We start from the raw sequence: 18637 nt of genomic DNA, 5'->3' as shown, positions 1-18637 counted from the left end.
CTCCTCCGCCAAAGGCTCAGTCCGGTCGGATCAGCGACCCGGCGCCGTGTTCTGTATAAAGTTCAAGCAAGACGGCGTTGGGCGCGCGTCCGTCAAGGATAACCACGGCACGGACCCCGCTGTGCAGCGCGTCCAGAGCCGTTTCGGTCTTGGGTATCATGCCGCCGGCAATGGTGCCGTCCAACGTCATCTCGCGGATCTGACCCGCCTTTAGTTCGGTCACGACGTCCCCGGCTGCGTTTTTGACGCCCGAGACATCGGTCAACAGCAGCAGTCGATCGGCCTTTAGCGCGGATGCGATAGCACCAGCGGCAGTATCCCCATTGACGTTGAAGGTTTCCCCGTTCCGGCCCGCACCCAGCGGGGCGATCACCGGGATTACGTCATGTGCAAACAGGTCGTGCAGAATTTTCGGGTTCATCTCTGCGGGACTTCCGACAAAACCCAGGGATTCATCGGTCTGATCACAAGTCATCAACTGCGCATCTTTGCCCGACAGACCCACGGCCGAGCCGCCCTGACCGTTGATCGCCTGAACGATGCGCTTGTTCACGAGGCCGGACAGCACCATCTCAACTACTTCAACAGTTGCTTTGTCGGTGACACGCTTGCCGTTCACGAATTCGGACTGGATATCCAGCTTATCCAGCATCGCGTTGATCATCGGACCGCCGCCGTGCACGACAACCGGGTTTACGCCCACCTGACGCATCAGGACGACATCTCGGGCGAAGCTTTCCATGGCTTCGTCACTGCCCATGGCGTGGCCGCCAAGTTTAATGACGACAATAGCGCCGTCATAGCGTTGTAGGTATGGCAGTGCGCTGTTCAGCGTTGCGGCGGTGGCGATCCAGTCCCGGTTCATGTCTCTTGTCTTCATGGCTGCAGTCCCTCTGGGAACCCGTGTTAGGGCCTTTGTACAGCTCTGCCAAGACCGGATCGCGCATAGGGCCGCACCGGTTGCCCGGATGCGGCTGTTTGTGTGTCAGCTTATCGCGCGTTTCATCGCCGGGATGTTGCTGATCAGCAGCCAATCGACGGCCAGTACGGTCAACAAGGTCAGGCCCACCAGCGGGAACGCCATCGCGGTGAACAACCCGATCAGGACAGCCCCTTTCCACAATGGCAGCTCTGCAGGCATCGGCGGTGCAGCCAGACGCCCGGCCCGCTGAGGCCGGCGTTTAATCCACATTACAAAGCCTGAGACGCAGACAAAGATGACCGACAGGCAGAACAACAGGTTCAGGACAAAGTTCCACATGCCCATCAGACCCATGTGAAACGGGATCCCGATGGCCATGGATTTTCCCATCAACGAGTAATCCTCATACCGGACATCCGCCAGAATCTTGCCGGTAAATTGGTCCACGTGGACAGTGCGGTCGTTCACTGGATCGGTCGAGTCGCTGCTCATGCTGTCGCGGTTCAGGGTCCAGACACCGTCCTCGCCGCTGGGATAGGCCACACGGAACCGGCCTGTCATGTCCAAAGCGGTGCCAAGGGCCACAAGCGCGTCGATATCGACCTGTGTGCTTTGTGGGACACCGTCGATCCCGGCCTCGGACCCAGAAGCGGGCATGGGCGTTTGTTCCAACGCCCATGGGACGTCATTCTGGTGGCCGTGGTTCATGCTGGCGTGGATGTCATCGGACAGGGGAACATTGTCCCATTTTTCGGCCGGAAAGCTGCTCCATGGCTGAACGATCATACCGCCCCAGACGCCCGCCCAGGAGAGGCCCGAGATCAGGAAGACCACCAACAGCCCGGACATCCAGAACCCAATCACAGCGTGCAGCGACCGCCACAATGCGCGGCCGCGTGCGCGCAGATTGGGCACAAAAGCGGCCAAGGTGTTTCCACGCGGCCACCACATGTAAAGACCGGTAAAGACCAAAAGCAGGCTCAGCCCCGCTGCGATTTCAATAATGCGGTCTCCGGTCGTGCCAATCAGAAGGGTCGAGTGAATGTTGTCGTCTAGATCATACCATCCGGCGCGACGATCCCAGACCTGCAGAACCTCTCCGGCATAAGGATCGACGGCGACAAGACGCTGACCTTCTTCGGTTTTGATGCGAAACACAGTGGCTAGATTATCAGCCTTCGGACCAATCCACTCGGCAACCGTGCCGGGCACCTCGTCAAGGGCGATAAGGGCCTGTTGTGAGGCCGGTAACGCTTGCCCGTGGACATCCACGGCGATTTTTTCGCCGTCGCGACCGTCGAACTGCGTGATGAACATCATCATTAGTCCGGTTACTGCCAGAATGATCAGGAACGGGATGACGAAGATCCCTGCATAAAAGTGCCACCGCCAGGCGGCGAAATAGAATTTTTGCGCAGCAGTGTTCTGCGCCGGGGTATCCCCCAGGTTTTGGCTATCCAGTGCCATTTTTGTTCTCCGGATTCGATTACTGCCCCGCGCAGCGCGTGCACGGGTTCAAAAGTGTTGAGGTGAATCAGGAAAAGAAGGGTGGCCCCCGCGCATCATAGCGGGCGTAGAACCCGGCACTGCGATGGGTGAAGTCACGATGGATCCAGCGTGGCTGGATTTTCGCCGTAAAAGGGACGATCTCGCCGACTGACGGCAAGTGTGTATCCGCCGTTAGGCCCGCGAATGGGCACATTGCGCGCGAATCCGTGTCGTCGTGCACAGGATCGCCGGGGTTCAGGTCAACCCATTGTTCGACTGTTCCATCGCCAGTACAAATCACCAGCAGCACTTTCCCATCACTGCCAATCGCGGGCATCCAGCCCTGCGGGATCATGCCGGTCAGCACAACTGCCAGCAACGTAAGGATTGGGAAAATGCGGCCGATCCGGATCATTCCAGATGTGCGATGATCGAACGAAGGGTCGGAATACCGTCACCCTTTTCGGACGACGTCAGCACGATTTCCGGATATGCCGCCGGGTGCTTGGACAATGCGCCGCGAACCTGATCCAACACCTTCTGCCGGTCATTGGCCTTGACCTTGTCCGCCTTGGTCATCACGCACTGAAATGTAACAGCGCTGGAATCCAGCAGCTTCATGATCTCGGCATCGACCGGCTTCACCCCATGGCGCGAGTCAATCAGGACAAAGGCCCGTCGCAGGGTCTGGCGGCCGCTTAGATACTGTTTCAGCAGCCGCTGCCATTTTTCAACGACCTTCACCGGGGCGTTGGCGTAGCCGTACCCGGGCAGGTCAACCAGATAAAGCTCAGGACCTTGGGTGAAAAAGTTGATCTCTTGCGTGCGGCCCGGAGTGTTGGACGCGCGTGCCAGACCTTTGGTGCCGGTCAGCGCATTGATCAGGCTGGACTTGCCCACATTTGAACGTCCGGCAAAGCAGACCTCAAGCCGGTCAGGGGTCGGCAGGCCATTCATGGCGACCACGCCTTTGACAAACTCGGACTGTCCCGCAAACAATTTGCGGCCGCGTTCCAGCGCAAACTTGTCAGGGTCTTCGACCAGTGGGAAGGGTAGGGTGCTCATAACGGGTGAACCTTATCGCCAACTGAAATTGCGCCGCCTCGGACAACCTCGGCGTAAACGCCAAAATCCTGATGGCCCCAGCTGTTCAATGTGCCCAGCGTATCCGCATCGCGCACGCCGGTTTTCGGATTTGCCGTTGTCGCCAAACAGCGTCGGATGCGTTCTTTGACATGGAACACGGCCTCACCGATCTGTACCTCGCGATCCAGCCAGTCGAATTCTTCCCACAGGGGCAGGCCATCGAACCAGATGTTGCCACGCCAGCGCTGGATCGACAGATCGCGGCCTAACTTTTGTTCCACAGCGCGATGCGACGCCATGTTGCATAGGCTGATCGAGGGGTAGTCGCTGTCGGTCATGCCGCGACCCGGCACTCGGATGATCCGCGCTGACGCCGCCCGATCCGCAGGCATCAACGGCTGGACCCAGTCCAAAAAGACCTGCTGTTCCCCATCCGGATTAAAAGTCAGATCCGGACGATCCGGATGTGTCAGAGTTATCGTGTCGCCGTTCAGCTGGGCCGAGATAGCCATCAGTTGCGGTGCTTTCGCCCCGCGACTGAAATTGGCGCAAGGCACCCATTGAGAGCCATCCGCTTTTGACGCCTCATGCGCGACCGCCCAAACGCGATCCCCGGGCATGGTCTGCCCGGGGGTCACTGAAACAGTCTGGAGGGCCTCGCGACCATGACTTTTGATCGGATGCCGCCAGATATGGGTTACCTCAGCATTCATTTGTCGTCCGTTTTGGGCGTCCGCTTGAAGCCGGATTTGATGTTGCCGAACACGTCAGGCTTATAGCCCTGACTACGCATGATCAGGTATTGCTGCGTGAACGTGATCGTGTTGTTCGCGATCCAGTAAACGACCAGCCCGCTGGCAAAGCTGCCCAACATGAACATGAACACCCAAGGCATCCAGGCAAAGATCATCGCCTGAGTCGGGTCAGTTGGTGCCGGGTTCAGCTTTTGCTGCAACCACATTGAGATCCCCAATAGCAAAGGCAGTATACCGATGAAGATCAGTGCCATGAAGGTATCCGGCTGCGGGCCGGCAAAGGGCAACAAGCCAAACAGGTTCATGATCGAAGTCGGATCAGGTGCGCTGAGGTCCTGGAACGGGCCAAACCAAGGAGCCTGACGCAGTTCGATGGTGACGAAGATCACCTTATACAGCGAGAAGAAGATCGGGATCTGCATCAGGATCGGCAAACAGCCCGCGGCGGGGTTTACCTTTTCCTTCTTGTACAGCTCCATCATGCCCTGCTGCATCTTTTGGCGATCGTCGCCTGCGGCTTCTTTCATGGCCTCCATCTGCGGTTGAAGCTCTTTCATCTTCGCCATCGAGACGTAGGATTTGTACGCCAGCGGGAACAGGATCGCCTTGATGATCAGCGTCAGGCCAATGATCGACCAACCCATGTTTCCGATCAGGGCGTTGATGTTATGCAACAGCCAGAAGATCGGTTTTGTCAGGAAGTAAAACCAACCCCAGTCGATGCTGTCGACGAACTTCTGTACACCGTCAGCCTGATACTCGCGGATGGTTTCCCATTCTTTAGCACCCGCGAACAGTTGGGTGGTGACTTCTTCAGTTGCTCCGGGCGCAACAGTCAGCGTCGGCAGAACCGTTTCGGTCTGATAGATCTTGCGGCGCGCGTCATACTTTGCTGCAGCCTTGAAAGCAGATCCCTCTGCAGGAATCAGAGTGGTCATCCAGTAGTGATCGGTAAAGCCGACCCAGCCACCTTCCTTGACCTGAAAGACTTCGGCTTGCGCACGCTCATTCGGGTCAATGTCAAAGTCGCGCACATCGCCATAGTCGATCTCGTCCAGAACGCCGTCAGCCATGACCATAACGCCTTCATGCAGGATGAAGAAGTTTTTCAGATCGGGCAGGTCGCCGTCTTCGCCAATGCCGTGACGGGCCAGGATGCCATATGGGGCCATGCCGACCTCGGCCTGGGTATTGTTCTCAACCGACTGGGTGACGGTGAACATGTAGTCCTGGTCAACCTCAATAGTGCGGCGGAAGGTCAGGCCCTTGCTGTTGTCCCATTTCAGAGTGACCGGAGTATCGACCCCCAGGGTTTCGCCGTCTTCGACGGTCCACAGCGTATTAGGGCCGGGGACGTCAGCGCCGGCGACGCCTGCGCCCGGTGCCCAACCGTACAAGGCATAGTAAGCCGATTCCGAACCAACGGGCGACAGCAGCTCGACAATGGGTGCGCCTTCTTCGATCGAAACTTTGTAATCTTTCAGGAACAGCTCATCGATACGACCGCCGGACAGGGACAGGCTGCCTTTCAGGCGCGGTGTTTCAATCTCGACCCGAGGTGCTTGGGCGTCGGGCTCGATCTCGGTGGCGTCTGCGGTTGCTTCACCAACTGTATTGGTGCCAGCAGCGCTTGGGGTCTGAACCTCTGTACCATCAGTCGTGCTGATCTCGGCAGATTCCGGTGCGGTCGTCGGCTCGGGCGGTGGAAACAGCACGAACCAAACCAGGATCACGAGAAAGCTGAGCGCGGTTGCGAGGATGAGGTTCTTGTTCTGATCGTCCATCGGGGACAGCCACCTTAAGCAGTGAAAGACACCCGCTGGGTTCAACAGAGTGCGGGCCCAAAGGTCAAGCGGAATCGCCCTGTAATTCATCACCGATTGGGGTTCTGTGGCGTTAATTCGCGCCTAAGGACGTGCCTGACGCCCGATTTTTGGCATTCCGTTGAGTTTGTTTTGATGTGCGGCCATCCAGTCCAACGTCTTTTCAAAGGGCATGGGCTTTCCAATTCCAAACCCCTGCACGTGATCGCAGCCCAGTTGCGCCATCAAGGCATGCTCGCCTTGTGTTTCGACCCCCTCGGCCAGGGTTTCGACATTCAGTCGCTCCGCCATAGTCAAAATCGCGCTGACCAACTGCTGCTGGCTTGCGTCCCGATCCGCCTTTGCCACGAAGGACCGATCGATTTTAATGCGTGAGACGTCAAAGCGCTTGATCGACGCTATGGAGGCGTGGCCGGTGCCGAAACCATCGAGGTCAATGCAGCAGCCGAGCTTGGACATGCTTATTACGTTGCGGGTGATAACGTCATCGGGCCGCCTGGAAAACACTGTTTCAAGAATCTCGACGGTCAATCTGTCGGGCGTCAGGTCATTTTGATCCAGCTCCCATTTCAGACGGTCGATCAACGCCGGGTCGCGCAGCTCTTCTGATGAGAAATTCACGCCAATCCGAGGCACGACGACACCGGCACGGTTCCACTGGTGCATGGCGGTGAAAGCGTGATGGCGCATCACCTGACCCAAGCGTTCCATCAGATCGGCTTGTTCTGCAAAAGGCAGGAAAACCGGCGGTCCCAGCACGCCTTTCTGTGGGTGTTCCCACCGGGAAAGCGCCTCGAACCCGGTAACATGGCCGGTGTCGGTGGAAATCTGTGGCTGAAACCATGGGCGGATTTCGCCACTATCCAAGGCCGCAATAAACTCATTGCGCAGGTTGGCACGCACGCGTGCCCGCCGCTGCGTTTCAGATGAAAAGGCGCGGATGGTTGCAGGACCGTTCCTTTGTGCTTCGGCCAAGGCCGCGTTGGCGGCATCGATCCACTCGGCAAAGGTGATGTCGAGCAAAGTGGATTGCAGACAAAACCCGATTGAACATGACATGTAAACGCTGGTGCCATTTAGCATGATTGGCTCATCGACGGCGGCCTGAATGCGCCCCGACATCTGAATGCAGGCCTCCAGATCCAGATTCTGCGCGGCGTGCAGGCCGATTGCGATCTTGCCCTGGTCCAGCCCAGTGGCAATGTCATGTGAGCGTATGACCGAAAGTACCCGGCTGCGGAATTGGTCAGCCATTACGTTCCCGGCCGCATTTCCGTGCGGATCAAGACATTCAGAAAACCCGTCCAATTCAACAATCATACAGGAGGCTTCGTGGCCAGTGCGCTGATTTTCCGCAAACAGCGTTTCCATCTGGGCCGCAAACCTGTCGAGAGGAAGGAGGCCGTTACCGTCTTTTTCCCGATTGCTGGCCTTGTGCGCGGTCGATACCGCGGCGAACACAAGCGGCAGGGTAAGTGCCACGACAACCAATGCCCGCTCACCACCAATCCAATACGCGGCCAGACTGATCGCAGGCGCGAAGGCCAAGGCGGGCGGGCCGCTTAGCACCATGGCAAGAGAGTCAAAAATTCTGCTGACAGAGATAGGTTTCCACATCGGATCTTCGGGCCTCTACCTTGCGTTTGAAACGCTCAGGTCGACCCTAGGAAACCAATCTGAGTCACTCGTTAACGGAGCTGCGGAATTTCGCCCGAATTTTCGTCATTTTCATTCGGTTTGAGTGCAAGATTTTGAAAATCAAACAATTTTGGGTCCAAAAGATGCGACGGACGCGCATTTGTCAGGGCCCGGAACATCACTTGACGGCGTCCGGGGCTGTTCTTTTCCCACTGATCCAAAATCTGTTTGACCTGCTGACGTTGCAACCCATCCTGACTGCCGCAGAGGTCGCAGGGGATAATCGGATAGTTCATCGAGGTCGCGAATTTCTCGCAATCGGCCTCAGCCACATGGGCGAGGGGGCGGAAGACGAACAAATCGCCTTCCTCGTTCACCAGCTTGGGCGGCATGGTGGCCAGTCGCCCGCCGTGAAACAGGTTCATGAAGAACGTCTCGAGGATATCGTCGCGGTGATGGCCCAGTACGACGGCCGAGCATCCCTCTTCCCGGGCAATGCGGTACAGGTTGCCTCGGCGCAGGCGCGAACACAGGGCGCAAAAGGTGCGGCCTTGCGGAACCTTGTCCATGACGATGGAGTAGGTGTCCTGATACTCGATGCGATGCGAAACGCCCATGCGTTCCAGAAACTCGGGCAGGACGGTGGCCGGAAATCCGGGCTGACCCTGATCCAGGTTACAGGCCAACAAATCAACCGGCAGCAGACCGCGCCATTTCAGCTCATAGAGAACCGCCAACAGGGTATAGCTGTCCTTGCCACCTGAAAGACAGACCAGCCAGCGGGGCGGTTTGCCGTCTTTGTCATGTGCGGACGGGTCCACCATTCCATAGTGCTCGATGGCTTCGCGGGTCTGGCGCACAATGCGTTTGCGCAGCTTTTTGAACTCGGTGGTTGATGGCGCGCCGGCAAAGAGCGGGTGGATATCGTCAGCTTCGTCAAACATGCGCAGCCCCTACAGCAGTTGAGGCAACCGGGCAAGTGGTTGGGTCAGCCCAGACGCGCCAGCAAGGCGCCCGTATCCAGCCCGGACACGGATCCGGGGATGCGACCGCTGTGGCCTGACAGGCGCGTTGCAATGAACCCGTCGGCAATTGCGGCGGGCGTATGGCGCAGCAGTTGAGAGGCCGTCAGCAAGTGTGCGGTGTTCTCAGCAAACCAGCGCGCTTCGCCTTCCGGGGGAATTCCGGGCCACCGTTCGCGATGTGCTTTTAAGGCCGCGTCGTAACCTCGGTCGCTACCCACGGCCGATTCGAATTCGGCTTGCAGAACGTCAGCGGCCAGCAGGTCGCGGGACAGGGTGCGCAGAATATCGAGGCAGATCACGTTTCCCGACCCTTCCCAGATGCCGTTCAGAGGCGCTTCGCAATACAGCAGGGGGAGGGGGGTGTCTTCGACATAGCCATGCCGCCCAGTACCTCCATCGCTTCGACCACCACAGCGGGGCACCGCTTGTTGTTCAGGAACTTGGCCAAAGCAACACTGATGCGGGCAAAGGCCCGATCCTCGGGTGACTGGCCGTCGAAAGCCTGCGCGACGCGCATCCCAAGCGTCAACGCGCCCTCCCAGTCCAACACGAGATCCGCCAGAACAGCGCGCATCAGAGGTTGGTCGATCAACCGGCGCTGAAAAGCGCTGCGGTGGGCGACCCAATGATGCGCTTCGCTGAGGGCTGCGCGCATCATGCCCGCTGGGGCCACGGCTGTATCCAGCCGGGTGTGATGAACCATCTCGATAATTGTTCGAACGCCCGCGCCTTCGTCACCCAATTGGTAAGCCAGTGCGTCGTGATATTCGATTTCGGACGAGGCGTTGGATTTGTTCCCCAACTTGTCTTTTAGTCTCATCAGGTGAATGGCGTTGCGTTCACCGTCCAGCCAGCGTGGGACGAGAAAGCAGGTCAGCCCGCCCGGCGCTTGCGCAAGGGTCAGAAATCCGTCCGATATGGGGGCGGAGCAGAACCACTTGTGCCCGCGCAGACGCCAGTGCTCTCCGTCCCGGGTGGCGATGGTGGTATTGGCGCGGACGTCCGAACCGCCCTGTTTTTCGGTCATTGCCATGCCCAGAGTGGCGCTGGATTTTTGTTCGACCGGTTTCGTCGCCGGATCATAGCTGCGCGCCATGAGCTTTGGCTGCCAGACCGAGGCGATCTGTTCATTTGCCGCAAGAGCCGGGATTGCCGCGTAGGTCATAGTCAATGGGCAGCAATGGCCGGGCTCAACCTGGCTGGCCATATATATCATCGCGGCGTGGGTCGCGTGGCCGCCAGACTGACCGTCCCAGGCCAGGGCCGCATAGCCGGCAGATTGGCTGATCTGCATCATCTCATGATAGGCAGGATGAAACCGCACCTCGTCCAAACGCCTGCCGCCCTGATCGAACAATCGCAATTCGGGGAGGTGCCTATTGGCCTCACGCCCCAGCTCGCGGGTTTCCGTCTGTCCCAACGTTTCCCCGTAAACCGCCAGAGGCGCTTCGCGACCACCCGTGAATTGCACGGCGTTTCGCAGGGCGGGATCTGCAGACCAAAGGTTAGAATCCCCGCGCACAGGCGGCTGATTCAATACGTCATGTGTCGGTAGGGAATGGCGGGTGTCGGATGTCATCTGAACCTCGGGCAGTACAGGTTCAAGTGTTCAGCGCATGTCCGAATGGGTCAAGGCTGACGGAGGGTCATAAAGATCAGCTGTCGTCTTCCTTGCGGCACGGAACGGGGTCGTACCCATCGCCGCCCCATGGATGGCATCGGCCAATCCGCCGTGCAGCCAGCCAGCTTCCCTTGATGGCCCCGTGCTTTTCCAATGCTTCCAGCGCATAGGCCGAGCAGGTGGGCTGGTATCGGCAATTGAAGCCAACCCAGGGACTGAAGACCAGCCGATAGGCCCTGACAGGCAGAGCCACGATATGAGAGAAGAGGGTCATTTCCGCCCGCTGTGCACTTTGCGAAGCGCATAACGCAGATCGTCCAGAAGTGCCTCATAGGGTCGCGCGGCTGTGGTTTCGGCCCGACCAATCAGGACGTAATCCCACCCGTCATGGCCATTCACGGGCAGAACAGCCCGCGCCGCCTCGCGCAACCTGCGTTTGGCGCGGTTGCGGGCTACGGCATTGCCAACCTTTTTGGAACAGGTAAAGCCAACCCGAATTCCTGCTGCTTCATCCGGGGTACGTTTGCGAGCCTGCACCATCATCGAGGATGTGCCCTGCCTGCGGGCACGCGCTGCCTTAAGGAAATCAGATCGTTTCCTGAGAACGGTCAAAGTTTCAGGCGCGCAAACGGACGCCGCCGGGGGCGTTTCCCCGGGCTGGTTCTTACCATCCACGAGGGGCCTCCGGCGGCGTCATGTTCATAACCTGATCGGTGAGCGGTTTACGCGCTCAGCGACTTGCGGCCGCGTGCGCGGCGCGAGTTCAGGATTTTGCGACCGGCCTTGGTGGCCATGCGCGCGCGGAAACCGTGGCGGCGTTTGCGAACCAGGTTCGAAGGCTGATAGGTGCGTTTCATCGCTCCGTCTCCAATCTATGCGGTCGGGTGCAGCGCGGATTCGCCTGCCCGTGATGTTCGAAGCCCGTCCTCTACTGGGTAGTGGGGGGTAAGTCAAACCCCTAGGTGGGGGTTTTCGTGGCTTTTGCAACAATTCTGTAGTCGGGTCGGACAAAAGGTTTCAAAACAGCCGGTTTATCGCCCCAAACCCTCACATTCCCTACCAAAAACATCAAGGCAGCGTGAGCCCCCTGTTGCGAGGGCCGCAAGCAGCGCATGTTGGGGTCAGAATGAAACGTAGTAAACCGGACAGCCTCATGAGCGAAACGACTCAGGCGCCGCGCAACGCTTTTGCGCGGCATATTCCATTGCTGGTGATTCTCACCGTTGCGGCGGTGGGATTTTTCACGCTGGGTGATTATCTGACCTTTGAAACCCTGCGCGACAATCGTGAGGCGCTATTGTCCTGGCGCGACGCCAACTACTGGGCAATGGCGGCGGCTTTCGTTGGTATTTACATTGTCATCGTCGCGTTTTCGCTGCCGGGTGCCGCAGTGGCGTCAATGACCGGCGGGTTTCTTTTTGGCCTGTTCGCCGGAACCGTGTTCAACGTGTTTGCGGCAACCATCGGAGCCTCTGCAATCTTTCTGGCGGCACGCTGGGGGTTAGGCGAATCCCTGACCAAACGGCTTGAGTCCTCGGAAGGGACGATCAAGAAACTGAAAGACGGGTTACGCGAGAATGAGATCTCGGTGCTGTTTCTATTGCGTCTTGTTCCCGTTGTGCCGTTTTTTGTGGCCAACCTGGTGCCTGCGCTGGTTGGTGTGAGGTTCCGCAACTTCCTGATCACCACCGCGCTGGGTATTATCCCGGGCGGAATCGTCTACACTTGGATCGGTGTCGGGCTGGGTGGTGTGTTCGATCGGGGCGAAACTCCTGATGTATCGCTGTTATGGGAACCATTTGTGATTGGCCCGATCATCGGCTTGTGTGTGCTGGCCACGCTGCCAATTGTCATCAAATCTCTGCGTGGCCGAAAGGACCGCTGAAATCATGCAAGAATTGAAAACCGACATCCTGGTGATTGGCGCCGGGTCCGGGGGGCTGTCAGTCGCTGCTGGCGCCAGCCAGATGGGGGCCGATGTGATTCTGCTGGAAGGTCACAAGATGGGTGGCGATTGCCTCAACTTCGGCTGCGTCCCTTCCAAGGCTCTGATTGCCAGCGGCAAGGCAGCTTACGGTCAGGCACATTCTGCCGCGCTGGGCGTGGCTGACGTGGTACCGCAGGCCGACTACGCCGCCGCCAAAGACCACGTTCACGATGTTATCGCTCAGATCGAGCCGATGGACAGTCAGGAACGGTTTGAAGGTTTCGGCGTAAATGTGATCCGGGAATTCGGCAGCTTCGTCTCTCCGATACAGGTGCAGGCGGGCGACAACATGATCACCGCACGGCGCATAGTGATCGCGACGGGCTCTTCGCCGTTGGTGCCTCCGATTCCGGGATTGGATCAGGTGCCATTCTATACCAATGAGACGATCTTTGACCTGCGCGACAAGCCTGAACATCTTTTGATTATTGGTGGCGGACCGATCGGGATGGAGATGGCGCAAGCGCATGTCCGACTGGGCTGTAAGGTCACGGTTGTCGAAGGCCTGAAGGCGCTGGGCAAGGATGACCCCGAGGCCGCCGCGGTCGTTCTGGACAGCTTGCGCGCCGAAGGTGTGGTTATTCATGAACAGGCTATGGTCGCCCAGATTCGCGACAACAAAGGGGCCATAGAAATTGTGACCGAGGCGGGTGAGATCTATTCGGGGTTTCATTTGTTGTTGGCCGCCGGGCGTAAGGCCAACACAGACCGTTTGAACTTAAAGGCTGCCGGGATTGAACCAACCCGCAACGGGATCAAGGTCGATGACGCGCTGCGCACGACGAATCGCAGAGTTTACGCCATTGGCGACGTCGCTGGTGGTCTGCAATTCACTCATGTCGCTGGATATCACGCAGGGATCATCATCCGTTCTGCGTTGTTTGGCCTGCCCTCGAAGGCAAAAACCGCACATATCCCTTGGGCGACCTACACCGACCCGGAATTGGCGCAGGTGGGCCTGACCGAGGCTCAGGCCCGTGAACAACATGGTGACAAGGTCGAAATCGCGCGCTTTGACTATCACCATAACGACCGGGCAATCTCTGAGCGGAAAACCAAAGGGTTCATTAAGGTCATGGTCGTAAAGGGTCGGCCTGTGGGGGCCACAATCGTAGGGCATCAGGCCGGAGAGTTGATCAACTTGTGGTCGCTTGCGTTGGCCAATAACCTGAAGATGGGTCAGATCGCTGCGATGGTTTCGCCATATCCGACGATCGGAGAGCTTAACAAACGGGTGGCGGGTGCCTATTTCTCGCCAAGGCTGTTTGAGAATCAGATGGTTAAACAAGTGGTCAGGTTCGTCCAACGTTGGATGCCCTAGCCAGAAAGGGAGAACAGATTGAATTCGCTGTCGGGCCGATTTCTGATCCTGACGACGGTCTTCGTGATGTTGGCCGAGATTTTGATCTTTGTTCCTTCAATCGCGCGCTTTCGCGAAGACTTCCTGCTGAATCGGCTTGAGCGCGCACAGATCGCGTCCTTGGCGCTGCTGGCTGACGATATGTTGGCCGAAGACCTTGAGGCCGAACTGCTGGCCAACGCGGGTGTCTATAACGTCGTGCTACGCCGCGATGAGGTGCGCCAGCTTATGCTGTCATCACCGATTCCGGAACAGATCACCAAGACCTACGATCTGCGCGACGCAGGGCCTTGGGTGTTGATCCGCGACGCGCTGGCGCGACTGTTCACCACTGAGAATGAAGTCATCCGCGTTATTGGCGAACCCGTCAAAGGGGCAGGTCTGCTGATTGAAGTCACCATAGAAAGCATGCCGCTGCGAATGGCGATGACCGATTATGGCCTGCGCATTCTGGGGCTGTCCTTCGTAATTTCCATCATCACCGCGTTCTTTTTGTTTTTGGCCGTGCGCGTCGTTCTGGTGAAACCGATCAAAAGTGTTGTTGGTTATATGCAGCGCTATGCAGGGGCACCCGAAGACGCACGAGGGATCATCTCGCCCAATTCCAATGTTACCGAACTTCGTGAGGCCGAGGAGGCGCTGCAGCAATTGCAGACCGAGCTGACGCAGGCATTGAAGCAACGTGAACGGCTGGCGCAACTGGGCGGCGCGGTGGCCAAGGTCAGCCACGATTTGCGGAACATATTGACTTCGGCACAGCTCTTCACCGACCGGATTGAGACCAGCGATGATCCCTTGGTGCGGCGTATGGCGCCCAAACTGGTGAACTCGATCACACGGGCAGTGTCGTTGTGCGAAAGCACGTTGGCCTTCGGACGCGCAGAAGAACCTGCGCCGACACTGAACATGGTGCGCATGAACGATGTGGCCGCAGATGTCGTCGCTAGCGAACAGCTGGCTGTTGCAGATGCCTGCGTCGAGATCGTGAACGACGTGCCCAAAGACCTTGTGGCCCGGGCAGACCCAGAGCAGATTTTCCGTGTCATGATGAACCTTGTGCGCAATGCGCGTCAGGCCTTGGTGGCATCCGGGAAGCCGGGAAACATCACGATCGCCGGCTGCGAGTATAAAGACGACTGGTGCGTCGAGATCAGGGATGACGGCCCCGGATTGCCGCCCAAAGCACGTGAGAACCTGTTCACTCCATTTCAGGGCGGGGTGCGTAAGGGAGGCTCTGGGCTAGGCCTTGCCATCTCGCAGGAGCTGGTACGTGGGCATGGCGGAGAACTGATACTGGCGCATACCGGGCCCGAGGGGACAACCTTTGAAATCAGGCTTCCGCGTGGCGATGGGACTTTTTGAAAACTTTTTGAAGAATCGACTTGCGTGTCCCGAACACCGGGTCTAAATACCGCCTCACCAACGCGGACCGATAGCTCAGCTGGATAGAGTACTTGACTACGAATCAAGGGGTCGGGGGTTCGAATCCTCCTCGGTCCGCCACCTACCCCCGTCTTATTTTGACCCTACCGTTTTAGCTGGAATTCCCGCGTCATTTCCGCGGCTTGTGAACCCGTATCCGTGACAGAGACGGACCGGGTTGCCGCAGCTTGCGCCATTATCCTCGACAGTCTCAGTTGCCAGAACTCATCGGTCCGGTTTTCCCTGATAACAGCCGATTAACAGGGAATTTGTGCCAAAACGAGATGATTTCCATATTTTGGATCGTGTTTGCGGTAGTGATATCAATGGCTTGCGCGCAAATTCCCTAAATCCATTAACAGGGAATTTAATTTGCGGAACAGGGAATTTTAAACGCTGTTACAGGGAATCGATTTCCACGATCAGGGAACGTCAGGACTGGGGTCCAAACACCTGATCATGGTGGTTCCAGTCGAGGGGGATTGTGCCACGCACCAGGGCTTCGAGATTCATGTGCGGAGGCTGCGTGCCGTCGAGGATCGCGGACTGGAATCGGGGCGAGAGCGAGATCAAGGATATGATACGCCGGATGTAGCGCTCGGAGTGGCCGACGCGCTGGGCGAGATCCTTCAGGGGTTCACCTGATCTCAACGCGTCGGACCAGGCGTGCGCATTGCGCAAACCGCGGATCAGGGTCTGATCTGGTTCGGGTGTTGCTTGACCGGCAATGATCCGCGTTTCGACGCCGCGGCGTTTGCAGGCGAAGGTGGTGGAGATTTTAAACAGCCCGTCCCGGAGAGTCATATTGTTCAGACCGGACGCGGTGGCGACGGCATCGGGATCGAGTTGGATATCGAGCTTTTGTTTCCCGAGCGTGACGGCGAGGATGAGTGGTGCTACGTCCTTGCATCCCTTGGTTCGCAATCTCCCGGCAAGCGCCATGATTGATCTGGAAGCGCGCATTGACCTGGTGATGTCGTCTTCCTTCAAAACGGCGTGCCGGTTTGCCTGTTCCTCAAGATGACCGGCAATTGCATCGACAACAGCTTGCTCGAAGGTCGCGGCTGGCAGGCGCAACCCCGTCGGATCGGGGCCGCCTGAGATCAGTCGGTTGGAGACGTAGTAGCGCTGCCGCTTGCCGCGCCGCACTGTGTGGGTGGGCGTCAGGATGTCACCTGTCTCATCGCGCACTTTGCCTTTTAGCAGAGCGTCCGATCCAGAGGCATGCCCTGCAGGCGCGCCACGCCGCTTTACACTGGCGGACTGAAGATGCCGCTGCACGCTGTCCCAAAGCGCCTGCTCAATGATCGCCGGATGCTGGCCGTCAAAGGTCTGATCCTTATGGCGTATCAGGCCGAGATAGACCGGGTTCGTCAGCAGGTGATAGATCTGTCCGCGGCTGAACGAATTGCCGCCTTGCGTGCGTCCCGTGGAAAAAACATGCCGCTTGGACCGAATACCAAGTACTTGCGCCACACGCACAACTGCGTTCAAACAGCGATGCGTGTCGTAGAGTTGGAATACCCTGCGAACGACTGCTGCTTCGTCTGCATTCACAACCAGTTCACGACGTGTCTTGTCGAGATGCGGATCATACCCGAGCGGTGGGATACCTCCCATCCACATACCTTTCTTCTTTGAGGCCGCGATCTTGTCCCGGATACGTTCTGCGGTGACTTCGCGTTCGAACTGCGCGAAAGACAGCAGCACGTTCAACGTCAGACGACCCATCGACGAAGATGTGTTGAACGCCTGTGTCACGGACACGAACGAACACTCGGCCTGTTCCAGCCGTTCAACCAGCTTTGCGAAGTCTGCCAGGGACCGGGTTAGCCGATCGATCTTGTAGACCACCACCATGTCAACGCGGCCCGCGTCAATGTCCGCCATCAGCTGCTGCAGGGCAGGGCGTTCCAGTGTCCCGCCGGAAATGCCACCATCGTCATAGCGTTTCGGCAGCATCCTCCAACCTTCATGCTTCTGGCTGGAAATGTAGGCGGCGCAGGCTTCGTGTTGAGCGTCGAGCGAATTGAAGTCCTGATCCAAGCCCTCTTCCGTGGATTTGCGGGTATAGATGGCGCAGCGGATTTTTAGCGAGCTCATGATTTTGCTGCTCCGTTCAGGCCGAAGAACCTTGGTCCCGACCAATGGGCACCGGTGATCTCGCGGGCAATTCGGGAGAGGGAACGATATCGATTCTCCTTCCAGACAAACCCGTCGTCGGTTACATCGACCACATGCGTTACTCCGTTCCACTCGCGCAGCAAACGGCCGCCGGGTTGTAACCCTGGGCTTTGGGGCCGGGCTGTCTGATCCGAGGGTTTGCGCAGCGCGGTTTTGGCCTTCTTGGACAAGCCGCCCATCTGCCGCGTCTGTATCTCGATGGCGAGAAAGCGGCGCAAGAGGACCTTGCTCAGGCCTCTGGGGACAGGGGTGCGGAAGATGTCAGACCAGGCGGCGGTGAGGGCTGCTCGATCCATACCTTCAATCTCTGCGACCGTCATGACTGTAACTCTGCCGTCTTGACTATACGGTAGACCGTCTTGCCGGTCTTTCGTTCATTATCGGTCCGCTCGATACCATGCCCTGCCTTGCGTAGCCCGGTCAGCGCCGCCCGTACCGAATGGGCCTGCCAGCCCGTGGCTTTACACAAAGTTTCGACCGTTGCGCCCGATGGACGCTCCAGCATGCCCTGCACTTTGGCGATCTTTGTCTGTTTCGGTTTGGTCATGGTTCGCTCCTCATTTTGGGGCTTGCAGATCGCAGGCCCGGTACTGAGGAGCGCCCGACAGTGCGTCGGGCGTGGTGACAGTGATGCGTGCGTCGCAGCACTAGTCCAGTGGTTTCTGGTGGTGTTTCAAACTAGCTTAAGAACAGTGCCGCGTGCCATACCCCCGTTTTTTTGTCAACGATACCAGTATGTTAAGATTGAATTAACGTCCGTGAGCCTCCCCAACTGAACTGGTCCACCGTTATGCTTAGGAAACGGAGGACCACGAATGGCAAACAAGAGACCGAAGCCCGAAGAGATTGTCTCGAAGTTACGGCAGGTTGAAGTTCTGATGGGGCAAGGCATGTCCCGACTTGATGCGATCAGACAGATCGGCGTTGTTGAACAAACCTATTACCGCTGGCGCAAGAAGTACGGCGGAATGGGCGTAGATCAGTTGAAAGAATTGAAGCGGCTTCAGAAAGAGAACGAACGATTGCGACGTGCGGTTTCTGATCTGACGTTGGACAAACTGATCCTGACGGAAGCCACAAAGGGAAACTACTGAGCCCCGCTCGTCGTCGTGCTTGTGTTAACCATGTACGCAACCAGCTGAACGTTTCTGAGAGACGCGCCTGTCGCGTGCTTGGACAACACCGGTCCACGCAACGACGCATCCCAAGAGGCCGCGCGGACGAGGACAGGCTGGTCGCCGACATGATCGAGCTGACCCGTCAATATGGCCGATATGGCTATCGCAGGATCGCTGCGCTGCTGAGAGAGGCTGGATGGTCTGTCAG

16 protein-coding genes, 1 tRNA gene and 3 pseudogenes are annotated in these 18637 nt (G+C 58.0%); 5 read left to right on the top strand and 15 right to left on the bottom strand.

Going from position 1 to position 18637, the window contains the following annotated elements; translation table 11 throughout:
* Positions 1 to 16: 16 nt before the first annotated feature.
* From argB to rpmH, 12 genes and pseudogenes are all read right to left on the bottom strand, one after another.
* A complete protein-coding gene (gene argB / locus DHN12_RS16665; protein ID WP_058272395.1) occupies positions 17 to 880 on the bottom strand; it encodes an acetylglutamate kinase in 864 nt (287 codons plus the stop codon).
* Positions 881 to 985: 105 nt separating this feature from the next.
* A complete protein-coding gene (locus DHN12_RS16660; protein ID WP_108861228.1) occupies positions 986 to 2389 on the bottom strand; it encodes a PepSY domain-containing protein in 1404 nt (467 codons plus the stop codon).
* Positions 2390 to 2456: 67 nt separating this feature from the next.
* On the bottom strand, positions 2457 to 2825 hold the full coding sequence (locus tag DHN12_RS16655) for a DUF2946 family protein (protein ID WP_108861227.1): 369 nt from the start codon (positions 2823 to 2825) through the stop codon (positions 2457 to 2459).
* A complete protein-coding gene (yihA, locus tag DHN12_RS16650; protein WP_058276193.1) occupies positions 2822 to 3475 on the bottom strand; it encodes a ribosome biogenesis GTP-binding protein YihA/YsxC in 654 nt (217 codons plus the stop codon). The genes DHN12_RS16655 and yihA overlap by 4 nt, the downstream gene beginning before the upstream one ends.
* The gene (locus DHN12_RS16645; protein WP_108861226.1) at positions 3472 to 4209 is read right to left on the bottom strand and encodes an MOSC domain-containing protein; all 738 of its coding nucleotides are present in this window, start codon (positions 4207 to 4209) and stop codon (positions 3472 to 3474) included. Before DHN12_RS16645 ends, yihA begins: the two co-directional genes overlap by 4 nt.
* Positions 4206 to 6035: a membrane protein insertase YidC gene (yidC, locus tag DHN12_RS16640; RefSeq protein WP_108861377.1), complete on the bottom strand. Its 1830-nt coding sequence runs from the start codon at positions 6033 to 6035 to the stop codon at positions 4206 to 4208. Before yidC ends, DHN12_RS16645 begins: the two co-directional genes overlap by 4 nt.
* 123 nt (positions 6036 to 6158) lie before the next feature.
* Entirely contained in the window at positions 6159 to 7691 is a 1533-nt protein-coding gene (locus tag DHN12_RS16635; protein ID WP_108861225.1) for a GGDEF domain-containing phosphodiesterase, read from the bottom strand.
* Between the two features lie 71 nt (positions 7692 to 7762).
* On the bottom strand, positions 7763 to 8656 hold the full coding sequence (gene ttcA, locus DHN12_RS16630; RefSeq protein WP_108861224.1) for a tRNA 2-thiocytidine(32) synthetase TtcA: 894 nt from the start codon (positions 8654 to 8656) through the stop codon (positions 7763 to 7765).
* A gap of 44 nt (positions 8657 to 8700) precedes the next feature.
* Positions 8701 to 10316: pseudogene (locus tag DHN12_RS16625) on the bottom strand (acyl-CoA dehydrogenase family protein).
* Positions 10317 to 10392: 76 nt separating this feature from the next.
* Positions 10393 to 10632, bottom strand: a complete 240-nt coding sequence (yidD, locus tag DHN12_RS16620; protein WP_108861223.1) for a membrane protein insertion efficiency factor YidD — start codon at positions 10630 to 10632, stop codon at positions 10393 to 10395.
* Positions 10629 to 11055: pseudogene (gene rnpA / locus DHN12_RS16615) on the bottom strand (ribonuclease P protein component). The gene yidD and the pseudogene rnpA overlap by 4 nt, the downstream one beginning before the upstream one ends.
* A 25-nt stretch (positions 11056 to 11080) precedes the next feature.
* Complete coding sequence (rpmH, locus tag DHN12_RS16610) at positions 11081 to 11215, bottom strand: 50S ribosomal protein L34 (protein WP_005632162.1); 135 nt, start codon at positions 11213 to 11215, stop codon at positions 11081 to 11083.
* 296 nt (positions 11216 to 11511) lie between these two features.
* Here rpmH and DHN12_RS16605 point away from each other — a divergent pair, with 296 nt between their 5' ends.
* From DHN12_RS16605 to DHN12_RS16590, 4 genes are all read left to right on the top strand, one after another.
* A complete protein-coding gene (locus DHN12_RS16605; RefSeq protein WP_199913522.1) occupies positions 11512 to 12243 on the top strand; it encodes a TVP38/TMEM64 family protein in 732 nt (243 codons plus the stop codon).
* Positions 12244 to 12247: 4 nt separating this feature from the next.
* On the top strand, positions 12248 to 13666 hold the full coding sequence (locus DHN12_RS16600) for an NAD(P)/FAD-dependent oxidoreductase (RefSeq protein WP_108861375.1): 1419 nt from the start codon (positions 12248 to 12250) through the stop codon (positions 13664 to 13666).
* An 18-nt stretch (positions 13667 to 13684) separates the two neighbouring features.
* Complete coding sequence (locus DHN12_RS16595; RefSeq protein ID WP_108861221.1) at positions 13685 to 15067, top strand: ATP-binding protein; 1383 nt, start codon at positions 13685 to 13687, stop codon at positions 15065 to 15067.
* Positions 15068 to 15131: 64 nt separating this feature from the next.
* A tRNA-Arg gene (locus DHN12_RS16590) sits at positions 15132 to 15208 on the top strand.
* 351 nt (positions 15209 to 15559) lie between these two features.
* Here DHN12_RS16590 and DHN12_RS16585 read toward each other — a convergent pair.
* Genes DHN12_RS16585 through DHN12_RS16575 form a run of 3 tightly spaced genes read right to left on the bottom strand, consistent with a single transcriptional unit; the run spans position 15560 to position 17858 of the window.
* Entirely contained in the window at positions 15560 to 17230 is a 1671-nt protein-coding gene (locus tag DHN12_RS16585) for a recombinase family protein (RefSeq protein ID WP_108861220.1), read from the bottom strand.
* Positions 17227 to 17631 carry a DUF2924 domain-containing protein gene (locus DHN12_RS16580; RefSeq protein WP_108861219.1) on the bottom strand — a complete coding sequence of 135 codons (405 nt, stop codon included), beginning with the start codon at positions 17629 to 17631 and terminating at the stop codon, positions 17227 to 17229. The genes DHN12_RS16585 and DHN12_RS16580 overlap by 4 nt, the downstream gene beginning before the upstream one ends.
* Entirely contained in the window at positions 17628 to 17858 is a 231-nt protein-coding gene (locus DHN12_RS16575) for a DUF3489 domain-containing protein (RefSeq protein ID WP_108861218.1), read from the bottom strand. The genes DHN12_RS16580 and DHN12_RS16575 overlap by 4 nt, the downstream gene beginning before the upstream one ends.
* Positions 17859 to 18126: 268 nt before the next feature.
* On the opposite strand from DHN12_RS16575, the pseudogene DHN12_RS16570 reads away from it, so the two are divergent.
* Positions 18127 to 18637 (top strand): annotated as a pseudogene (locus DHN12_RS16570) (transposase); the annotation flags it as partial.

The sequence above is a fragment of the Ruegeria sp. Alg231-54 genome (assembly GCF_900143525.1).
In the GTDB taxonomy this organism is placed as follows: domain Bacteria; phylum Pseudomonadota; class Alphaproteobacteria; order Rhodobacterales; family Rhodobacteraceae; genus Ruegeria.
Note: the sequence above shows the minus strand (reverse complement) of the source record. Positions and strands in the feature narration are given on the sequence as shown.